The organism is Asaia sp. A2, assembly GCF_057319415.1.
In genome coordinates, this window is sequence record NZ_JBXWTO010000001.1 from 486,042 (window position 1) to 507,183 (window position 21,142).

Below are 21,142 nucleotides of genomic sequence, written 5' to 3' on the forward strand. Positions count from 1 at the left end.
ACTCGTTTCGCGAAACCACACGTGCTCGTGCGTCACAATGCTTCATCCGGAAAGTGACATCGCCCAGTGCATTCCAGACATGCCGTTAACGCAGATCACGTACCCGTGACTGCATTACAAACTGGGCTTTCTTCGCTTAGCCGCTGCTCCAGCCAGTCGGAAACACAAGTGGCAAAACTTGCGGTCTTCGACATCAAGCGACTGAACAAACCGCGATAAATATTCCCCAAATCTCGGGGCATTTCGTGCATCTTATCAATAAGCACCTCGGTCTCGGAAACATAAGGTCAATACTCAACACAGATCGCTCAAGAGGTAATGGCATCTTTTTTGTCAATGATTTCGCACGCTCATTAACCTGCGTTTCATTGCACAGTATTTCTACAACCAGCGCAATATACGGGGGTCAACTTTCAGTTTATGCCCTTGAACAAGATTTCGGTTTCTTGCGCCAATATTTTTAGTCAGATGAAAGATATTGAGTTAACGTCGTGCAAACGAGGGATGACGAAAGCTCTTTCACAAACAATAAAATTCGCACCATCGCAGCAAATCAAAAATATAGATGAAATACTATGCGACGCCTTGAAGCTATGCACTGACGATGCAATGCGGCCGGTATGCACCTTCTATATTAAACGATCCACGCGTTGTGCCCGGGTTTCTGGAGACGCAAGATATCATGCAGACCGATACAGTTCAGAAGTCGACTGCCGAGGCAGCGAGCACAGACGCAACGACCAATAATATCGGCATCTGGGAGGGCTACCTCTCAACAGGTCCCGCAGACCTCGCGAGCAGCGGCACGACCTCCGGCGGTCTTTCTAGCAGTGACAAGGGTAAGTTGACTGTCAATTACGACGATAAGAGCTTCACCTACGAGGCTGCCGATGGCACCCTCATAAAAGGCACGATCGATAAAACCTTTTCTCTTGTGGGAGCAGAAAACACTCCGCTCGGTGGTGGGACACTTGCCTTTACCGATGGCAATGGAAAACTTTGGATCCTGTCCCAGAATACTCCCCTCACAAATTCCCGGTGGACTTATTACGCTGCCAGTGGCGGCACTCTCCTTGTCATAGCTTCGAGCGCAGCTGGAAACCCCACTCAGATAGCTGGAACGGCCTCGTCCAATCTCTGGTACGTTGAGCAGAAATACGCCGTACAGCCGCCCCCGGTTCATATCATGAAATGGTCGGTCTATCTCAGTGGCGGCCCCACACAGCTATCAGGCTCGCGTCAAACTGGTTCGCTCAGTAATGGCCCGCAAGGTACGCTCTATGTCGATTATCTAAATCGAAGCTTTACCTATATTGTCGAGGGGAGTGACCCCGTAACCGGAAAGATCGTCAAGACATTCCCGATACAAGGAGGGTCAGGAATGACGATCGGCGCAGGCACTTTGGCGTTCACCGACGAGAAGGGGCAGCTCTGGATTTTCACGCAGAACCAACCGGGAGGCAGCGGACGCTGGACTTATCTACCGAGCACAAGCACCGATGCACTCAATCTGGTCACTCAAAGTACAACCAGCACAACTAACTTACAAGCTGCCGGTGCCGGATCTGCCGACCTATGGCTCGACGAACTCAAATACGGCACCCCCGTGCCGGAAGTCTGTTACCTACCCGGCACGCTTATCGCCACACCGCAGGGAGATAAACCTGTCGAAATTCTCAAGCCGGGCGATGAGGTGCTTGTCTTGCGCGCGGGGGTAGTCGTTGCGGAAAAAATCATTTGGACGGGGTCCGGTTTCAGTTCGACACGCAACACACGCCACAAAGATCTGGCCGGGCACCCGGTACGCATTCATGCTGGCGCGCTGGGCGATAATTTGCCTTCAAAAGATCTTGTCGTCACCTCCGAACATTGCCTCCACCTCGATGGAGCACTGATCCCTGCACGTATGTTGGTTAACGACCACTCTATTACCTATGAAGATACGCTTTCATTTTACGAATACCACCATTTCGAGCTGGAAACGCATGGACTAATCTTTGCCAATGATACGTTGAGCGAAAGTTATCTGGATACAGGCAATCGGGTAATTTTCGGGCTTCAGGCTTGGGCTCCAGACACAACTCCCTCGCGGCGCAAGATGCGCTCGTGGGCAAAAGACGCCGCAGCCCCCTTGCAAACAAGCCGTGAATTTGTAGAGCCTGTCTGGCTTAGACTGGCGGCGCACGCAAACCACATTCCTGCTCCCGAAGCATGGTCCCTGCCGGAGGACGATATTTTCCTCGAGGTGCAGGATGGTGGGAAAGTGCGCTATCTTCGTAAGGGCAGTGAGGGCTATGTCTTCATGGTCGAGCCGAAGGGACAGGATATTTTCCTTCGCACAAACACACATAGGCCCTGCGACAGGATTGGCCCATTTGTGGATGATCGGCGTGAACTCGGATTACTGGTTGGAGGAATCAAGGTGTTCACTTCAAAAACAAGCTTCGACATCGATCCAAACAGTATCACCGGAGCCCAAAATGGCTGGCACGGTATTGAATCTCCAACTCAGCGCTGGACCAGGGACAAGGCTCTCATTCCACTCAGGGAAGCCGATAGCGACGAACCGCTTGTCATCTTTGTCTCGGCAGCTCCCAATGGGGCTAGGCAGGCTTCCAAGTCATATACGCATTAAATGAGAGGGCTTACCCCTTTCTTCTGGTTTCCCACGCACTTGCTTGAGGAAGGTGCCACCTGCTGCGGCACCTTCCCAATTGCGCAAACAGTTCCCTTGGCAACAAGCCTCAGAAGAAACCGAGTTTCGTCTCGCTATAGCTGACCAGCAGGTTCTTGGTTTGCTGGTAGTGGTCGAGCAGCATCTTGTGCGTCTCGCGGCCGATACCGGATTTCTTGTAGCCACCGAAGGCCGCATGGGCGGGATAGGCGTGGTAGCAATTCACCCATACACGCCCGGCCTGAATCCCGCGTCCCATGCGGTAACAGGTATTCGCGTCACGGCTCCATACGCCCGCACCCAGACCGAACTCGGTGTCATTGGCAATGGCCAGGGCCTCTTCCTCGGTCTTGAAGGTCGTTACCGCCAGAACGGGGCCGAAGATTTCCTCCTGAAAAATACGCATCTTGTTATTGCCACGGAACACAGTCGGCTCGATGTAAAAACCGTCATCCAGCGTTCCGCCAAGTTTTGCCGCCTTGCCGCCCGTCAGAAGCTCGGCCCCTTCTGCTTTGCCGATATCGATATAGGACAGGATCTTGTCCTGCTGCATCTGCGAGTTCTGGGCCCCCATCATGGTGGCGGGGTCGAGCGGGTCGCCCTGTTTGATGGCCCGCACGCGCGGCAGCACTTTCTCCATGAAGCGCTCATAGATGGATTCATGCACCAGCGCACGGCTCGGGCAGGAGCAGATCTGCCCCTGATTGAGCGCGAACATGGCAAAACCCTCAATCGCCTTGTCGAGATAGGAATCATCACGATCCATCACATCGGCAAAGAAGATATTGGGGGATTTCCCACCCAGTTCGAGCGTTGCAGGAATAAGGTTTTCCGCGGCGGCATGAGCGATGGTCTTGCCCACGCCGGTCGAACCCGTGAAGGCCACTTTGGCAATGCGTGGACTTTTCGCGAGGTAATCCCCCACATCGCGCCCATTGCCATTGACGATATTGAGCACGCCCGGCGGAAACAGATCACCAATGATATCCATTACCACCAATATACTGGCGGGCGTCGTCTGGGCGGGTTTCATGACCACGCAGTTACCGGCGGCAAGCGCAGGCGCCAGCTTCCATGCGGCCATCAGAATCGGGAAATTCCAGGGAATGATCTGCGCGACAACACCCAGCGGCTCATGAAAATGGTAGGCCACAGTGGTATCGTTGATTTCGCCCAGACTACCTTCCTGCGCCCGGATGCACCCGGCAAAATAGCGGAAATGGTCGATCGCCAGCGGAATATCGGCATTGAGCGTCTCACGCACCGGTTTGCCGTTATCCCAGGTTTCGGCACGGGCAATCAGGTCGAGATTGGCCTCCATACAGTCTGCCGCCTTGAGCAAAAGAAGCGCCCGGTCAGCCACCGAGGTCCGGCCCCATGATTCACGCGCCTGCTCGGCGGCATCGAGCGCCATATCGATATCAGCAGGGGTGGAATGGGGAACCTGGCACAGCACGCGGCCATCAACTGGCGAGTGATTATCGACATACTGGCCAGAAACTGGCTCACGCCACTGTCCGCCGATGAAATTGCCATAGCGTTCGCGAAATGGAGGGGCTGCCTTGTTTCCCGACATTTTATCTACCTTTTCAGCAGGCGGTAGGACGACATCTTTGGGGGATGTCTGGGCCTAACCGCCCGACCTCAATACAGCCGTTATCAGCAACAAAATTATTGTGCCGTTTAACGTTATTCATGAGATAAACATGAAAAAGCCGGTCGGGTTTACTCAAGCTCGCGAGAGGTCACCGCTTCGTGAGAGCGCTGCAAGGGCAGCACTGTCGCCAGAAAGAGGCGACCCCGCCCTGCATCCTGCTGCACTCTCAAAGATCGTCGCGCAGAACAGGCGCAGCGAAGCGCCGGTTTTCGAGCACAGGCAATATGCGCCTGACCTCCTGCACATGGCTCTGGTCGAGTGTCGCCATGATCAGCCCCGGTCGGGCGCCCTGTGCGACCACCACCACGCCAAGCGGGTCAATCACCATACTGTTGCCGATATTCTGCGGACCGCACTCGCCCGCCCCCAGCACATAACAGGTGTTTTCGAGCGCTCTGGCCGCCAGCATGATTTCCCAGTGCCGCTCCTTGCCGGGCCCGCGTAACCATGCGGCAGGCACAACAATCGCCTCCGCACCCGAGAGCGCCAGATGACGCGCGATTTCCGGAAAGCGTACATCGTAGCAGGTCATGAACCCGATCCGCACGCCACCGATCTCGAGAACAGGTGGCAGATCATGGCCGGGGGCAATCAGGCGTGATTCCTGCATGGCAAAGGCATCGTAGAGATGCAGCTTTCTGTAGCAGGTCAGGATCGCACCGTCGCGCATGACAACGAGCGTGTTATGAAAGCGCTCTGCCCCATCAGGCACGTTCACGCAAAACGCGACCGTGATATCCTGCGTGACCGCCAGCAACCCGGTGACAAACGGGCCATTCAGCTTCTGCGCCGTGCGCAGTACATGATCCGGCTCAGCCGGATCGCGCGCCAATATCCCCTCGGGCAGAACAAGCAGCTTTGCGCCAGCCGATCGGGCCTCCGCGATCATCCCGCTCGCTATGGCAAGGTTTTCTTCCCATTGGGCCGAAACGATGAATTGTCCAAGCGCGACGCGCATCGCAAGCTCCATTCCGGTGCGTGATCTCGCCACCCTAGACTGGCGAGGCACGCCTTGCCATCACGTCGTCACCGTTGTTACGCGATAGAGGCTGCGAGAGCGCCGAAGCGCCCTAGCTGATCCCGGCAGCCTCCAGCGCCTCACCCAGGCGCGCGACAAAGGCGCTGTCCGTAACCCAGCCCGCCAGCTGAGCGGCAACGAGCACGGCTCCTCCTATGGGGGGCAGACCCGGCGCGACAGGCGCACCGCATTGCTGCGTGATACGCTCACGCAGCACAGGGCTGCGCATGGTGCCCCCGGCATAGCTCCATGCCAGATGCGGCGCGTCGAGCCTGTGACGCAGGGCATGAACATGCCGCGCAAGGTGCTCTGCCGCCTGCGCAAACAGGTCATGCGAGACGATACACCCCTGCTCTGCAAGTCGCCCCAGCCCTGCTGTGAGGGCTGCCACGGCCGGTCGGGCCTCGTGCAGCCCTGCATACCATTCCTGAAGAGCGCTCGTGCACCCGGTAGTTTCCTCCGGCCAGCCCTGCATCCTCGCAAAGCGCGCCTGAAAGCCGGTTTCGTCAGGGAGGCGCCCATCCAGAACCTGCGCCAGATGCGCAAGGGCCAGACGCCCGATCCAGTAGGCACTTCCCTCATCGCCGAAGAGACTGCCCCAGCCACCCACACGGGCTGTCCGCCCCTGCTCATCCTGCCCCCAGGCCATCGACCCCGTGCCAGAAAGCAGCAGCACACCCGGCCCGTTCAGAAAGGCACCCCGGCAGGCCATATCGACATCATTATGGATGACATGAGGCGCGGGACAGGCTGCACCAAGTGTCTGTGCCAGTTCGCGGCTGAGACGCCCACTCTCGCCAAATCCAGCCATACCGAAAGCTGCCGCACGAATATAGGGCTGCTGACCCTCCAGCAGCCCTGTAATCACGCTCCGCCACTCTGGCACGTCAAACGGGTTTGACCCACCGGCCTTGCGCATGTCGGCAAGGGAGGCGTCAGGTCTGACGCGCAGGAGAAGTGTTTTCGTGCCGCCGCCATCAATGGCGACAATATCGTTGTTCCGCACGTGTTTCCCGTCTCTAGGCCATTGAAACGCGCCCGGACATTCTCCGGGCGGGGGCGATGAGTCAAGTCGATCCGGTTATTCATCCACGACGGATCAGAACCCGGTCGAGAGTGAAACCAGAGCCGCAAAGTTACCCCCAACGAGATAGATCGGTGAGCCGGCCTTGGTCTGATTACCGTAAATCCCTGTGCGGCTCTGGGCGCTGGTGACGAAACTGGCTGGTGCGGAACGATAGATGTTGTTGCCGATATTGACCAGATTGAGCTGGATTTTCGGGCCGTTCAAATGCGCGACATGAGGCAGGCGATAACCAAGCGTGATGTCTGACACGACATAGCCCGGCATGCGCTGGTCATTCATGAACGTGGAATATTGCGAGCTGATATAACGCAGGCTGAAATTCCCGAAAAACTGCCTGTTGTCGTCATAGGCAAGACCGACGGACGCCGTCACATGCGGTGTGGCCACCATCGTCTTGCCCGCGGTTGGCAGATAATCGATGACAGACTGACCCGCTGCGTTGGTCGCCGAGACAGGCAGATTATTATCCGTTGTCGCGTGCAGGTACTGGGCCGAGACATAAGGGCTGAAATGATGCCAGGGCTTGAGCCCCAGCTCCCCCTGAATACCGCGGATCGTCTCGCCACCCACATTGATCGGCATGGAAACCAGGGTATTGGTGCCAGGGATATAGGAGGTGGAGCTTACCTGATGATTGGTCAGGTTCATGTTGAACGCCGAAACCTGAAAATGGATCAGCGTGCCATTGTGGCGATAACCGATTTCCTCACCAATACCGTACTCGCCCTTCAGGCTGCCTGGCTGTGATGTGGCCCCAACTGAGTTGGGATCGAAAATCTGGCTATAGGCCTGCACCGAAGCCGGCGCACGGAACGAGGTCGTGCCATTGATATAGATCTGGTCCTTCGATGTCAGCGCATAGCTAATGGCCACCTGTGGCAGAGGTGCGAAGTAATTGCGCACTGTCTTGTAGGGATCGGCTCCGGGTACGTCATTCGTCCCCTGACGTGACACCATGACCGTACGAAAGCCCGCGCTCAGTGTCAGCTTGTCATTGAGCAGTTTGAGCGTGTCGGCAATGAACAGCGCGTTGATCTGCTGCATGAAATTGAGGTTATAGCCGCTCAGCAGATCACCGCCCGGCACACGGATGCCATAGGCTCCATAGGAATTGGCAGCCTTGCCCGAGAAATCCACGGTCGCGAAGGTCGAGTGCTCCTCATGCGTTGCATAGGAATACCAGTAACCGCCAGACAGCGTGTTGTGCCCGGAGGTCCAGTCGAGAGACGTATTGATGGCACCGACTTTCTGGTTCCACGGATCGACCGCAACCGTCGTGATCTTGCCGTTGGTAACGTAAGGCTGGTTCAGATTGCCATAAACCTGCGTCCCGAAAGTACCACCGGATGCCGGAATATTCTCACCACCCACAGCGGGGCCGAACTGGTGAACATAATAAGGCGTGACACTCAGCTTGAGCCCGCGTGCAAGCGTGAAATGCATGGGCACCACGACATCCTGCGAGTTCAGATTGCTCAACTGGAGCTTGTAGTAGCTGGCATCCCCTGGCGTGTAGTGATCGCTATAGGTCAGCCCCTCGCCCCATTGCTTCCACTGGGCCGCCGTTGGCGAACGAAAAGGCGTCTGCTCCTGTTTATTGAAGCCGAAGATGGCACTGATCGAGTTGCCATCACCCCATTCCTTCACGAACTTCGCATCGACATGGTAGCGCTTCAGCCCGCCGGGACCACGCCAGTTATTGTTCGATTGGTGCGAGAACGATACGAAACCACGGATACCTGTCTGGCCGATATCACCCGTATCCAGACGGAGAAATTCCTTGTTAGCGCTCTTGTTGCCTCCCATCAGATTGATGAAGCCACCATATTTGTGCGACGGGTTCAGCGCTGTCGCTGAAATCTGCCCACCAACCGCGTTGAATGTCGGCGCATTGAGATCGGGCGAGCCTTGGGAGACCGTCACGGAGCCCAGATTTTCCGTGTCAACGAGCATCGCCGTGTAAGGCTCGTAATTGATCGGATCAGCCAGCGGTGCGCCTTCAAACAGATAGCCGATCTGACTCTGGTTCATGCCACGCATGGTGATATTGTCACCTGCCGTCGCAAGCGGACTTTGATTGGCATAGACCACGCCCGGGAGATTGGCGATCATCGACGAGATATTGCCCGTGGGCGCCTGCTTGGCGATGAAATCGCGCGTCACCCCGCTCTGTGAGCGCGGCGCAGTCTGCTTTGGCATCAACCCGCCGCCCGGCGTGGTATTGGTCGTCCCATCCGCATGACGGCTGGATGATCTGACCGAGATTTCCTCTGCCTGCGGGTTGGGCCCCAAAACCGAGCCTTCAGTCGCGCTCCCCGCCCGGCGATGCGCAGTGTCTGCCTTATGCGCCGGAGCGGCAACCGGCGCCTTGCCGGACTGTCCGCTTCCATCGGGCGTTTCCGCTGCCTGTGCGGCGATTGCGCCAACTACCGAATTCATTGCGATAGTGGAACAGAAAACAAGGAGATCACGTCTTAGATGGCGCATGGTCCACTCCCGTCTGCGTGGAGGATTCAAAATAAATCGGCCGCGATGGGAAGAACAGTTTGTTGTCCGTCCGGATCGTTCCGCGTTCTTGCAAAACGTTAGACGGCTGATTTTCGCCCTGCAATTGTTTATTGGAAAAACTAAGTAATTTGCCAGTTTTCGGGAGAATTAACGCCAGAAATCCTTCATTACATCACGTTTGAGTGTCGATCCCGCGATTTTTACTTAATTTATGTCGATAAATAAAGGGGGAGGTCTTATCAGGAGATGGAATCGGTATCGCCCCGGATGTATCAGGGGCTTCACAACACAGGATCATGACCGTCCATGCGCCTTATTATTATGCCAGAGTCCGGCTCCGCCATGCGACTCGCCGCAGCCGAAATTGCCTCAGTGATGACCTCCTGCGCATCGCCTGTGCTCGGCCTGGCGACAGGACGGACCATGGAAGGCGTCTATGGCGATCTGGTCAGACTACACCAGAAACAGGGGCTCGATTTTTCAAGCACAACCAGCTTCAATCTTGATGAATATGTTGGCCTCTCTGCCGATGACCGCAGATCCTATCATTACTACATGAACGATCTGCTTTTTCGTCACGTCAATATTTCTCCCACAAACGTACACCTCCCAAACGGGGTCGCCGCTGATCTTGCGCAGGAATGTGCGTATTACGAGCAATCGATACGCAACGCGGGCGGGATTGATCTGCAATTACTTGGCATCGGCGATACAGGGCATATCGGCTTCAACGAGCCGCCCTCGCCATTCGACACGCGCACGCGCTGCGTCACGCTCAATGAGCGCACCCGCGAGCAGAACGCCGCCATGTTCGGTGGGGACCCTCAAAAGGTGCCGGATCGGGCCCTGACGATGGGCGTCGGTACCATTCTCGAAGCGAAACATCTCCTGCTACTGGCGCTGGGTTCTGCCAAGGCGGATATCGTGGCCCGTGCCCTTGAGGGCGATGTCACGCCGCAGGTCAGCGCGTCGGCCATTCGGCTTCATGACCGTTGCACGGTCATTCTGGACGAGGCCAGCGCCTCTGCCCTGACAGAGCAGACGAGACGCAATGCAGACTTCCGGCCGCGCTGAAAATCCCGTGTGCTGCGTCGCATTTTCAAGCCTGTTTTACAGGTAGGCGTCGTGGCGCGGCGTATCCAAGGGCGCTGACCCTTCCATATCAGCGCCCAGGATATTTTCCTGAATGGAAAAGGGGTTCCGGACCAATCATCCGGAGCCCCTTTTTTCAGTCGGCGCTGGCGATCAGCGCCTTTATGCCGGGCACAATGGCAATCAACAGCCCTCCCGGGGGTTGGTTCGTATGGTTCGAGGCTTCGTGGTCAGCACTCGCGGCGTAAGCGGCATCCTGCTCGGCAAGGAGTGCCTGAGCATGCTCATGCCAGGCCTTGTCTTTCCGGCCCGGCTGCATGGCGTCCAGGCCAAGCTGTGACAATGCTGCGATCTGAGCCGAGACAGGCTTGACCTCATCAATGACTGGCTGCGCGGGCAAAGCCTGAAACGCCTTGTCGTTGCCGATATAGCGCGAAAGATGGCCCTGCACCGCAGCGATAACGCTACGATCTCCTGCCTTGTAGCGCGCGGCAAGCGTGTTGAATTCGTTCCCCTCAAAGCTGTCCGGCCCCGCGATTGCCGCCGGGGAACTCAGGATTTCATCACCCTTATGGCTCGCAAGCCGGTTGATCGCGTAATTACGCACCGGCACGGTGATCGCGATCAGCTGCGTCAATGGCGTGATATTCTGCGGGGTCAAGCGGGCAATCATGCGGGCCTGATGATCACTCGCCTGCAAGCCAAATGTTTCTAGCATATTCATGACCAGCGGAAGGCGTCCTTTAAGGGCCTGCGGGTCTCTTACCGACTGATCGGACCAGTAACGCTCGGCAATAGCCGCAGAACGCGGCCAAAGACGCGCATCGACCATTTCATCCGATACGACTTCCGTCCAGAGCGGCGCCTCACCACCCAGCACCAGCTTCTTCTGAGCCTCGTCCAGAGGTGGCGCATTGGGGTCGAGCGTAAAGGCATCATCAAGCGGGCGCGGTTTCTGTCCCGGCGGATTAGGCGCCAGACCGTCGGCACGCGTATCAAAGGGGTCGACGGCATAATGTGTGGTGGAGGGATTGAGCAGATCTAGATAATACCCCGATGACACGACCACCGGATGACCAACACGCGTGGCAGAGCCAATCCATTTTGAACCGCGCCAGGCTTCGACAACAACATTTTTGGGTATGGGGGCCTCGCTCACCTCATCCCAGCCCATCATGATCTTGCCATCCGCAGCGAGAAGCTTCTCGATCTCTGCGGTAAAGGCCGCCTGCATGGCAGGCGCATCCTTGTAGCCGTGCGCCTGCATATAGGCCGTGATCTGCGGGTTGGTGGTCCACTGGCTGGATACAACCTCATCACCCCCGGTATGAAAATAGCGATCCGGGAAAAGCCGTGCCATTTCGGCAAACAGGATACGGGCGAATTCGAGAACTTTGGGGCTCGTCGGGTCCATTGCCGGCGTGTTGAGGTTGGGGTGCTTCGCGCAATGGGTCGTCGTTTCGCCATTACCCGAGGCGACGTCGCAATCCTTCACCCAGTCCTTCATCGTTACGACGGGCTGCTGCGCGGCAAGCTCGGGATAGGCTGCCAGAATGGAAAGCGTATGCCCCGGCACGTCGAATTCCGGCACGATCCGTATGCCCCGGTCGGCGGCATAGGCGATGATCTCGCGTATCTGATCCTGCGTGTAGTAACGGCTATGCCCGCCGAGTTCCTGAAGGCGTGGCAGGCGCTTGCTCTCCACCCGGAAGCCGGTTCCATCGCTCAAATGCCAGTGCATGACATTGAGTTTGGTCAGTTCCATCGCATCCAGCTGGCGTTTGATGGTATCGGTGGACTGGAAATGACGCGAAACGTCGAACATGAGACCGCGCCATTTGAAGCGTGGCGCATCGACGATACGCCCCTGCGCGATCACCGGCGCGTCACCTCTGGTGTCCAGCATCTGCAGCAATGTAGCGAAAGCATGAATCACGCCGGCGGGTCCGTCCGCAGACAGTCTGATGCCTGCGGGTGAAATATCGAGTTTGTAGGCCTCACGCATATCGAGCGCCAGATAGGCCGGGTCGTGTCCTACATCGATCGTGAGGTTCACTTTACGATCGGGTGTCGGGCGGATGCCCGCAGCTTTCAGACGCGCCACAAAGCGCGCAGCCGCACGCTTGAGCAAGGGTGTGGGCGCATGGGCCCAGTGAATAACTGGCACTCCGGCAAGCATCACGCTCTCCTTGCCGAGATGAACGCTGGCCGGTTGCGGCATGAAAACAGGGGTCAGCGGTGCGGCCAGCGCAGGAGCCACCACGGCACAGCCAGCAAGCAACGCACCGAGCGCCGCGCCGGAGCGCATTACCCTTTTGGGGAGGAACATCAGGCCAAATCCTCTTTTCAAAAGCGTGTCACTCCTGCCATGCAGCGCGTATCGCCTCGTGCAGCCGGAGGATCTCCGCAGCAGATGTCACAGCGTGAGACGCTGCGAATCCGAAATGATCAAGTCGACCATCCTGCACTGCTGGCCTTATCCGGCAAGAGGCATGAAAGGATTTCACACCAGAGGCACGGACAAGGCTGCCTACATTCTCCGGCCGCACACCTCCTCCGGCCATGATGTCTATGCGACCGCGCGCATGATCATGCAGTCTGCGCAGACATGCTGTGCCGTCTGGCGCATGCACGGCCTGACCTGATGTCAGCACACGTTCAAATCCCAGATCAATCGCCATATCAAGTGCCGCGACCGGGTCCGGCGTCAGATCAAACACACGATGCAATTGCCGGCGCATGGTCCCACAGGCCAGCGAAAGTCGCTCAAGCACTGGGCCATTCAGCGTGCCATCCTTTCGCGATGCCCCCAGAACAACGCCGGCCATGCCGGCCTCGCGCACAAAAGCAATGTCTTCTTCCATTTGAGCCAGATCGGCGTTCAGGTAAATGAAATTCCCTGCGCGCGGGCGGATCATCACGAATACTGGCACACGTGAATGGCGCGCCTGTATCACCAGTCCGGCAGAAGGCGTGATACCGCCCATATCAAGCCCCGCACAGAGTTCAATACGCGACACTTCATCGCACTGCGCTGCAGAAAGGCCCGCCATATTCTCAATGCATATCTCAAGGCTTGTCTGGGGGCCCTGTTGCGTTCGTTGCCCAGGGCGGTCCACCGTACCAGGCGGGCTGATGGAAACGGAATGCCCCTGATCCAGCGTCATATTGCTCTCCTGATGCGCCCTCGGTCGGCGATTCTGCCTCTTCATCCGACAGAACATACATCGACACAGAGAGAATCCTGCGTTCGGTACGGAGCCAATCACGGACGGACGAGAGTCGACAAGTTGCCTTTCAGGTAAGTCATAGATTGGTGTTGCCGAACAGAAAATGCTGTGCGGCCAGACTTGCCGCGCCCGTGGCGAAGTCCAGCGGCTGCAACGGTGATAACAGCAATTCGGTATGATAGCTGTCCCGTCGAAGCACATGGGCCTCGACCGCTTGGCGCAAGGCGCGGGCGAAAACACTATCGACAAGATTGGGGTCGAGGCGGACCACGATCCGGGCAGGATCGACAAACTGGATGACCTGAGAGAGTGCCACGCCAAGCGCGGTACCAGCGCGGTGCAAAATAGCGAGTGCTTCGGGGTGACCATCCGTAGCCAGTTGGTCGATACCAGCGATATCGTCCGGCAGACCCGCACGACGCGCAGCCCCGAGAATGGCCGGAAGCGCCGCCAGGGTTTCAAGGCAGCCTGTGTTGCCACAACGACAGGGTAGCGCAACCCCATCAATGGCGATGGGAGAATGGGATATCTCGCCTGCTCCTCCGTGACGCCCACGGTGCAACCGGCGGCCGACAATATGAGCGCCCCCAATCCCTTCACTGACGAAAACAAGGCTGAAATCCTGCAGATCGCCGGAATGTCCGAAAAGCTGCTCAGCAACAATCAGCGCATTGGCGTCATTTTCGACAAAGACCGGCAAATTCGTCATGGCAGAAAGACGCGATCCAACTTTAATATCCTGCCAACCCAGCGTTGCGGAAGCGAGACAGGTCTGACTGTCGGACGACACGATCCCGGCAATGACAATACCAATGCCGGCGATCTGACCAATTTCGGGAGGCATGATATCGAGGATTCTGCTCACAGCATCGGCCATGGCCTCGAGGCATCGATCAACATCCACCATCAGCGGAAAGGTCAGTTGTGCGTGCACATGACCATGCGGATCAGTAAGGACAATAAGCGCAGGATCCTCCTGGAGCGAGATACCGATAAAACTGGCCGCGTCCTGCCTGAGGCCCAGCATGACTGAGGGGCGCCCGAAACCGAACACTCTCTCTCTTTCATCCAGAATGTTGCGCTCTATCAATTCACGCACCAGTGCCGTCACACTCGCCTTGCTCAGATTGAGAATACGAGCAAGATCAGTGCGACTCTGCGGCCCGGAACGGCTGAGCACACTGAGGATACGGTGGTGGCCTGTGGAGAACATCTCTTATTTCATTTTCAAAAGTAATAGTTGGTAATTTGCAGTCTAGATAACGAGACCATCGAAGCGTCCACTCTCAGACACGCTTGATCCGATCCTGCACGAAGTCAGTTTTCATCTCGACAGTCTATCTTCATATTTTCTCCAAAACATATAAAGAAAATCGACTTTGTTCTAATTGATAATTTTCTGGCGCCATGCACTGCACCTCATTACGATTTGCATGGTTTCACAACTTACTATAGCAATGAAATACCAGTCCACATGCTTTTTCCAGCAAGCATAAGAAGACACATTCCGACAAATTCAACTTTGTTTCCGATACGGAGCAACCAAGCAATGACATCGACGCCTGATGTCTCGCAGACGCGTTGAGGTTACCCATCAAAGCGCGACACGCCCCCTCCGGAACGTCATGTGCGGTTGAAATGGACCTCCTGGAAAATCGCAAAATCTACCCAACATAAACCTGCCTGGCGCCAGCACCGAGGGTCTCATTCGACTGCCCCCGTGGGGCTTTGCCCAAGCCTGACACAGCCTCAATGCTCGTTTCCGATTATTGTGAAAGCGAAACCTGTAAATGGTGCTGGCAAGAAACCTGCATGTTACCTATAATCCACATAGTTCAGTTTGTAAAATAAATATCCCTCGTTCAGGTGAGGAATTTCAAGCAAAATGTCCGAGCTCTCCCCGCATGATAACAGGTTGGTCGGCCCCTATGGCTACAGTGCGCTTGCCATCGCAGCGCTTATCTTCTTCGCCATGGGGTTTGTTACCTGGCTAAACGGCCCGCTTATCTCCTTTGTCCGCGTTGCCTTTTCGCTTAGCGAATTCAGCAGCTTTTTCATTCCGCTCGCGTTTTATTTTTCCTTCTTCCTGTTTTCTATCCCGACGTCGCTGATTGCCCAGCGCCTTGGTCTGAAGGCAGGCCTCACACTCTCAGTGCTCGTCTCCGCACTTGGCGTTGCCGTCTTTGGCCAGTTCGTCGCCTGGCGTATCTATCCCGGCGCGCTGACAGGACTGCTGATTCTTGGCGCCGGCATCTCGCTCATGCAGGTCGTCATCAACCCTCTCGTGAGTTTGCTTGGCCCAGCCGACCGTGCGGCGCAGCGCATCTCGATCATGGGCATTTGCAACAAGACGGCTGGCATTCTTGCTCCGGTCGTTCTTGGGCTGCTGGTCATGCGCAATATCGGAGCAGTTGCAGAAAAAGCGCAATCCGCAACGGAACCTGCAATACGTGAAGCCCTGCTGAATAATTTCGTTCAGGCGCTTTACCTGCCCTATCTGGGTATGGCGGGTATTCTGGTCCTCATTGCCGTGGTTGTCGCCTTTGCCCCGCTCCCCAATCTCGAAGCTCCGCCGATCCGCTCCGGTAACGGCGCGAACGAGCACTTCTTCAAGCCGCATCTGGTCTTTGGTTTCATCGCGATGTTTCTTTATGTCGGCATAGAAGTCATGGCAGGGGATGCAATCGGCACTTACGGCCAGAGCTTTGGCCTGCCTCTGGATGAAACCAAGTTCTTCACAGCCCTGACCCTGACAGGGATGCTGATCGGCTATATTATGGGCTTCGTTATCGTCCCGCGCTTCATCCGACAGGAAGTCTATGTGCAGCTCTCATGTCTTGCAGGATGCGTGCTCACCCTTCTGGCCGTATTCACCCAAGGTTATGCCTCCGTTTACTGCGTGGCCTTGCTGGGCGTGGCCAATGCCATGATCATGCCCACCTTGTTCCCTATCGCGATACGAGGCGCAGGCCACCTCACGGCAATGGCATCGGCCATCATGGTCATGTCCTATAGCGGCGGGGCGATCGTGCCTCAGTTCTACGTATGGCTCAAACCGGTATTCGGCTTTCAGGGCATGTTCGCCATGATTGTCATTCCGGCCTATCTCATCATTCTCGGTTACGCCAAGCGCTACGGCCGTGTCGGACTCTTGAAGGGAGAATAAGATCGTGGGTACCAGGCTTTCCGGACAGATCGTCCTTCCAGATCGCATCATGTCCGGCACGATCACCTTCGATCATCTGATCAGATCTGTTGACGCCGAGGCCGCAACGTCGGACCGCTATATCCTTCCCGGGTTCATTGACGGGCATGTCCATGGCGGCGGTGGGGCTGACACAATGGATGGCCCCGATGCCGTCAGACAGCTGGTGCGGTTCCATATGGAGCATGGCACGACCACGATCCTGCCCACCACCATCACGCGCCCCTGGAGCGACGTCATGCGTGCGTTGCACGATGTAGCCAACGTCATGCGCGATCCCGATCCTGATGGACCACGCATCCACGGCGTCCATCTTGAGGGCCCTTTTGTCAGCCCTCACAAGCTCGGGGCTCAACCGCCCTTCACCCTTGCGCCTACGCCGGACAGGCTTGACGATGTCCTCTCGGTTGGATGTGTGCGTGTGGTCACGCTTGCGCCGGAAATAGATCATGCCAACGACGCCATCGATCGTTTTGCCGCGGCTGGTGTCCGTGTGAGCCTGGGGCATACCACAGCAGATTACGAGACAACCGAGGCTGCCCTTTGCCGCATCTGTACCACGGGGGGGATTGGCGGCGGAACACATCTGTTCAATGCCATGTCGCCCGTCGAGGGCCGTAACCCGGGGCCTGTGACGGCGCTGATGTGTCATGACGCGAGCTATGCAGAGATGATTTTTGACACACATCACGTGCATCCTGCCAATTTCAGCCTCGCCAGGCGCGTGATGCGGGACCGTCTGGTTTTCGTCACTGATGCCATGCGCGGTGCCGGTCAGCCCGACGGCCCGAGTTCACTGGGTGGTCAGGACGTGGTGATCAGGGACGGCGTGGTACGTCTGCCGAATGGGTCACTGGCAGGCAGCTTGCTGACCCTCGACCAGGCGTTGCGCAATGCCATTGCCTATGGAGCATCACTACCCGAGGCAAGCGCTCTGGTGAGCGCCAATCCGGCGCGCTATCTCGGCCTTGACGACCGTGGCGCACTCGAATGCGGCAAACTGGCCGATATGGTTGTGATGGATGAACAGTTCGCTGTCCGTGAGATCTGGGTAGGCGGCGAGAAAACCTACGCGGCTTGACGTGCGCAAGGCATTCGCGTGCGAAATAAAACAATCATCTCACTGGTTTGTAACAACATCACACGAAATATTGTATTTTTTCTTGGTGTTGCCCGAACATGTCTTTCTGTTAATGCCATGTGCGATAACACTGCTTCAGGACAGCAGTGGCCAACCCAGACCAGTCAGAGCAATGAGAAGATCAGATTTGACACTGCATACCCCATCTGGCCCCTTGAAAGCTCCACCCGTCTCCCCGCATGACAGGCGACGCTCCCGACGATGGCGTGCGTCCGTCGCCCTGTCACTTACTCTTGTCTGCGGTGCGGCCTCAGCAACACGGGTTCACGCCCAGACGCAGACGGCCAAGACACTCGAGAGTGACGACTACGTTGCGATAGGCTTTCCCATTGCTGGTCAGGGTGCTGTACCCATCGGCCCCCTTGTTCCTTCCCTCTATGGCAATCCGCATCTTCTGGGTGACTGGGGCGGGGCGCAAAGCTGGATGCAAAAGCGCGGCATCTTCCTCAATGTGGCGCTCAACGAAGAATATATGGGCAATCTCACGGGTGGTCGCACGCGTGATAATGTCTTTGCCGGTCAGGTTGCAGCCGAACTCGACATTGACTGGCAGAAGCTGACAGGGTTCAAGGGATTCTGGACCCATATGCTGGTCGTGAACGGTCACGGCCGCAACTTGAGCTATTCGCTGGGCGATTATGTTTCCAACCCTGAGCAGATATATGGCGCACGCGGCAATGTCGTCGCCCATCTGGTCTCAATGTATGCTGACAAGACCTTCCTGCATGACCGGGTCATTCTTTCCGCCGGTGTGATCCCTACCGGTACGTTCTTCGACTTTGATGCACTTGCCTGTAACTTCATGAATGTCAGCGTGTGCGGCAATTTCGCGCCTGGCAAATATGCGCCGGGCGGACGCGACTGGCCCTCAGCCAATATCGGCGCCGTGCTGCGTGTGCGCCCGACAGAACGCACCTATCTCATGGGAGGGCTGTTTGCCGTCAGCCCGCACGCCTTCAATGGCGGCGTGTCAGGCTGGGCCCTCGCCCAGGATGGTCTTGGCAAGCTCAGCTCGCAATTCGAGGCAGGCTGGGATCCCGCTTTCGGCAAGGACAAGCTGCTCGGTCACTACAAGGTCGGGTTTTATTACGACAACTCACGCTACCCCCATCTCTATGAGGATCGTTACGGCGGCTCCTATCAGGCCAGCGGCCTAGGCGCTCGCCAGCAATCGGGCATGTGGTCCAGCTGGTTCATGTTCGATCAGATGCTCATGCGCAGTGGCAAGGGTCTTGCGGATGGTCTGATCGTTATCGGCGGCGTTGGTTACGCCCAGGGCAATGTGGTGGCCATGCGTGACCATGAATGGATTGGCCTTTTGCAAAGCGGCACACCATGGCATCGTCCGCTTGACCAGATCGGTGTCATGTTCCAGCACATGAACATGAGCCGCTCGGTGCGCTTGCAGCAGGAATCCTCGGTCGCTCTGGGGCTGCCTTTCGTGTCCAACCAGTGGGGCAACGTTTACGGCGTGCAGAACTGGGAGCAGGTCTGGGAAGCTTTCTACAGCGTGCATCTGGCACGGGCCACGGCGCTGCAGTTTGACTTCCAGTATCTGCAGCATCCCGGTGCCACAACCACCTTCAACGACGCCGCTGTGATTGGCGGCCAGTTCACCACCAACTTCTGAGCAAGGCGCTGCGTCGGTACATGCCGGCGCAGCCTTGTTTGTCCATCGTTCAGGATACCAGTGACATGGTATCCACATCGATCATCCCGAGATCTGTGATCTTGAGATGCGGAATGACCGGCAGCGGCAGGAACGCCAGTTGCAGGAAAGGCTCCTCCAGCGTGCCCCCCATGGCGCCGACTGCCGCACGCAGTTTTTCCAGATCTGCCCGCACGACCTCGAAGGGTCTGTCGCTCATGAGCCCAGCCAATGGCAGGGACAATTCGGCCACGACATGACCCTCCCTGACAGCCACGAAGCCACCGCCAAGCTCGGCCAGTCGCGCGACAGCCAGCGCCATATCGCTGTCATTCATCCCGACGACGCAAAGATTATGGCTGTCATGCCCCACCGATGAGGCGAGCGCCCCGGTGCTCAGGCCAAAGCCTTTGACGAAACCGCGGCCGATATTGTCATTCTTGCCATGCCGCGCGATGACACAGATCTTCGCGATATCACGTGCCGGGTCTGGCTGAACCGCCCCACCCTGCACGGGCAGATCGAAACGCAGGTAGTCCGTTATGATCTGCCCCGGCACGATACCGATGACAGGCCGGTTTTCCCCCGGTGCCGCGATAACCAGATCTTCGGCAGTAATCGGCGCGGCGAGGCGCATCGTGCCATATCCCTGCGGGTCGATTGTCTCACGCGCTGCAAACAACGCCTCGTCAACCAGACGCCCCGCCGAAAAGACCTGCGCGACCTGACAGGTTTCGAGGTCATCAAGCAGAACGATATCGGCACGCTGTCCCGGAGCAATCTGCCCGCGATCGCGCAAGCCGAAAGCACGCGCCGCCGAAAGGGACGCCGCACGGTAGGCCGCGAGCGGGGCGACGCCAAGCGCAATGGCCTTGCGTATCAGGAAGTCGATATGGCCTTCATGCGCAATTTCGAGGGGATTGCGGTCATCGGTGCAGAAAGCAAAGAACTGTGAAGTCTCTGGCGTCAGCAACGGCGCCAGCGCCGCCAGATCCTTGCAGACCGACCCCTCGCGGATGAGGATGGTAATACCCTTGCGGATCTTCTCGAGTGCCTCATCGGCCAGCGTGGCCTCATGGTCCGTCAGAATACCCGCAGACAGATAGCCGTTGAGCTTGCGCCCACGCAAAAGAGGCGCATGACCATCGATATGCTCACCCGCAAAAGCCACGAGCTTGTCGATGCAATCGGGCTGGCATGAAAGCACGCCCGGGAAATTCATGAATTCGGCGAGCCCGATCACCTTGGGATGGGACCGGTAGCGCGAAAGGGCCTCAGCATCGAGAACTGCCCCCGAGGTTTCGAACGGTGTGGCTGGCACGCAGCTCGACAGATTGACGCGCAGATCCATCACCGTGCGGGTGGCACATTCGAGAAAATACGCGAAGGCCTCGCCGCCCAGCACATTCGCCATTTCGTGTGGATCGCAGATTGCCGTTGTCACGCCATAGGGCAGCACACAGCGATCAAACTCGAATGGCGTAATCAGCGACGATTCAACGTGCAGATGCGTATCGATGAAACCCGGAACGGCAATGCGTCCCTGCCCATCGATCTCTTGCACCCCTTCATAGGTATCGAGAATACCCACGACGCGGTCGCCGCAAATCGCAATGTCGGTCGGCAGCAAGTCGCCCGTAACCAGATCGAACAGCCTGACATTGCGTATGACGAGATCGGCTGGCTCAACCCCTGCACCCTGTTTCACACGCCGTTCGATTTCGTCTCGCATCATCAGCCTCTCCTGCCGGACGCAAGGTTGCGCCTTTCATCTCGAACCCATCATATAGGTTATCGGCAGATATGAAACCGGTTCGCAAGCAAAGACCTCGTGCCCTCAGCAAGACGTCGGCTACAAAACGCATGACCCGCGAGAATGATG

At 57.2% G+C, this 21,142-nt stretch carries 13 protein-coding genes; 5 read left to right on the forward strand and 8 right to left on the reverse strand.

Translation table 11 applies throughout. From position 1 onward, the window contains the following. Positions 1 to 682 precede the first annotated feature (682 nt). Complete coding sequence (locus tag ACWNRM_RS02185; RefSeq protein ID WP_485169274.1) at positions 683 to 2,635, forward strand: Hint domain-containing protein; 1,953 nt, start codon at positions 683 to 685, stop codon at positions 2,633 to 2,635. 109 nt (positions 2,636 to 2,744) lie between these two features. Here the strand turns inward: ACWNRM_RS02185 and exaC are convergent, their stop codons facing one another. The 4 genes from exaC to ACWNRM_RS02205 form a co-directional block, all read right to left on the reverse strand. Then, positions 2,745 to 4,250, reverse strand: coding sequence for an acetaldehyde dehydrogenase ExaC (gene exaC, locus ACWNRM_RS02190; protein ID WP_485169275.1), 1,506 nt, complete (start codon positions 4,248 to 4,250; stop codon positions 2,745 to 2,747). A gap of 247 nt (positions 4,251 to 4,497) precedes the next feature. After that, entirely contained in the window at positions 4,498 to 5,289 is a 792-nt protein-coding gene (locus tag ACWNRM_RS02195; protein WP_485169276.1) for a deaminated glutathione amidase, read from the reverse strand. A gap of 112 nt (positions 5,290 to 5,401) precedes the next feature. Continuing rightward, positions 5,402 to 6,355: an N-acetylglucosamine kinase gene (locus ACWNRM_RS02200; RefSeq protein WP_485169277.1), complete on the reverse strand. Its 954-nt coding sequence runs from the start codon at positions 6,353 to 6,355 to the stop codon at positions 5,402 to 5,404. 93 nt (positions 6,356 to 6,448) lie between these two features. Next, the gene (locus ACWNRM_RS02205) at positions 6,449 to 8,923 is read right to left on the reverse strand and encodes a TonB-dependent receptor (RefSeq protein ID WP_485169278.1); all 2,475 of its coding nucleotides are present in this window, start codon (positions 8,921 to 8,923) and stop codon (positions 6,449 to 6,451) included. Positions 8,924 to 9,250: 327 nt separating this feature from the next. Between ACWNRM_RS02205 and nagB the strand changes: the two genes are divergently transcribed. Next, the gene (nagB, locus tag ACWNRM_RS02210; RefSeq protein WP_485169279.1) at positions 9,251 to 10,018 is read left to right on the forward strand and encodes a glucosamine-6-phosphate deaminase; all 768 of its coding nucleotides are present in this window, start codon (positions 9,251 to 9,253) and stop codon (positions 10,016 to 10,018) included. 154 nt (positions 10,019 to 10,172) lie between these two features. Here nagB and ACWNRM_RS02215 read toward each other — a convergent pair whose 3' ends face one another. The 3 genes from ACWNRM_RS02215 to ACWNRM_RS02225 all read right to left on the reverse strand — a co-directional run bounded on the left by ACWNRM_RS02215 (position 10,173) and on the right by ACWNRM_RS02225 (position 14,479). Next, the gene (locus tag ACWNRM_RS02215; RefSeq protein ID WP_485169280.1) at positions 10,173 to 12,365 is read right to left on the reverse strand and encodes a beta-N-acetylhexosaminidase; all 2,193 of its coding nucleotides are present in this window, start codon (positions 12,363 to 12,365) and stop codon (positions 10,173 to 10,175) included. A 28-nt stretch (positions 12,366 to 12,393) separates the two neighbouring features. After that, positions 12,394 to 13,155: a copper homeostasis protein CutC gene (locus tag ACWNRM_RS02220; RefSeq protein WP_485172140.1), complete on the reverse strand. Its 762-nt coding sequence runs from the start codon at positions 13,153 to 13,155 to the stop codon at positions 12,394 to 12,396. A 187-nt stretch (positions 13,156 to 13,342) separates the two neighbouring features. Then, the gene (locus tag ACWNRM_RS02225; RefSeq protein WP_485169282.1) at positions 13,343 to 14,479 is read right to left on the reverse strand and encodes an ROK family protein; all 1,137 of its coding nucleotides are present in this window, start codon (positions 14,477 to 14,479) and stop codon (positions 13,343 to 13,345) included. Positions 14,480 to 15,151: 672 nt separating this feature from the next. Here ACWNRM_RS02225 and gluP point away from each other — a divergent pair. The 3 genes from gluP (at position 15,152) to ACWNRM_RS02240 (ending at position 19,242) form a co-directional block, all read left to right on the forward strand. Beyond that, positions 15,152 to 16,432, forward strand: a complete 1,281-nt coding sequence (gene gluP, locus ACWNRM_RS02230) for a glucose/galactose MFS transporter (RefSeq protein ID WP_485169283.1) — start codon at positions 15,152 to 15,154, stop codon at positions 16,430 to 16,432. Between the two features lie 4 nt (positions 16,433 to 16,436). Continuing rightward, entirely contained in the window at positions 16,437 to 17,552 is a 1,116-nt protein-coding gene (gene nagA, locus ACWNRM_RS02235) for an N-acetylglucosamine-6-phosphate deacetylase (RefSeq protein WP_485169284.1), read from the forward strand. 484 nt (positions 17,553 to 18,036) lie between these two features. Continuing rightward, positions 18,037 to 19,242 (forward strand): carbohydrate porin, encoded by a 1,206-nt coding sequence (locus tag ACWNRM_RS02240; RefSeq protein WP_485172141.1) that lies wholly within the window; start codon positions 18,037 to 18,039, stop codon positions 19,240 to 19,242. A 49-nt stretch (positions 19,243 to 19,291) separates the two neighbouring features. Here the strand turns inward: ACWNRM_RS02240 and ade are convergent, their stop codons facing one another. Next, on the reverse strand, positions 19,292 to 20,992 hold the full coding sequence (gene ade / locus ACWNRM_RS02245; protein WP_485169322.1) for an adenine deaminase: 1,701 nt from the start codon (positions 20,990 to 20,992) through the stop codon (positions 19,292 to 19,294). Between the last annotated feature and the right edge of the window lie 150 nt (positions 20,993 to 21,142).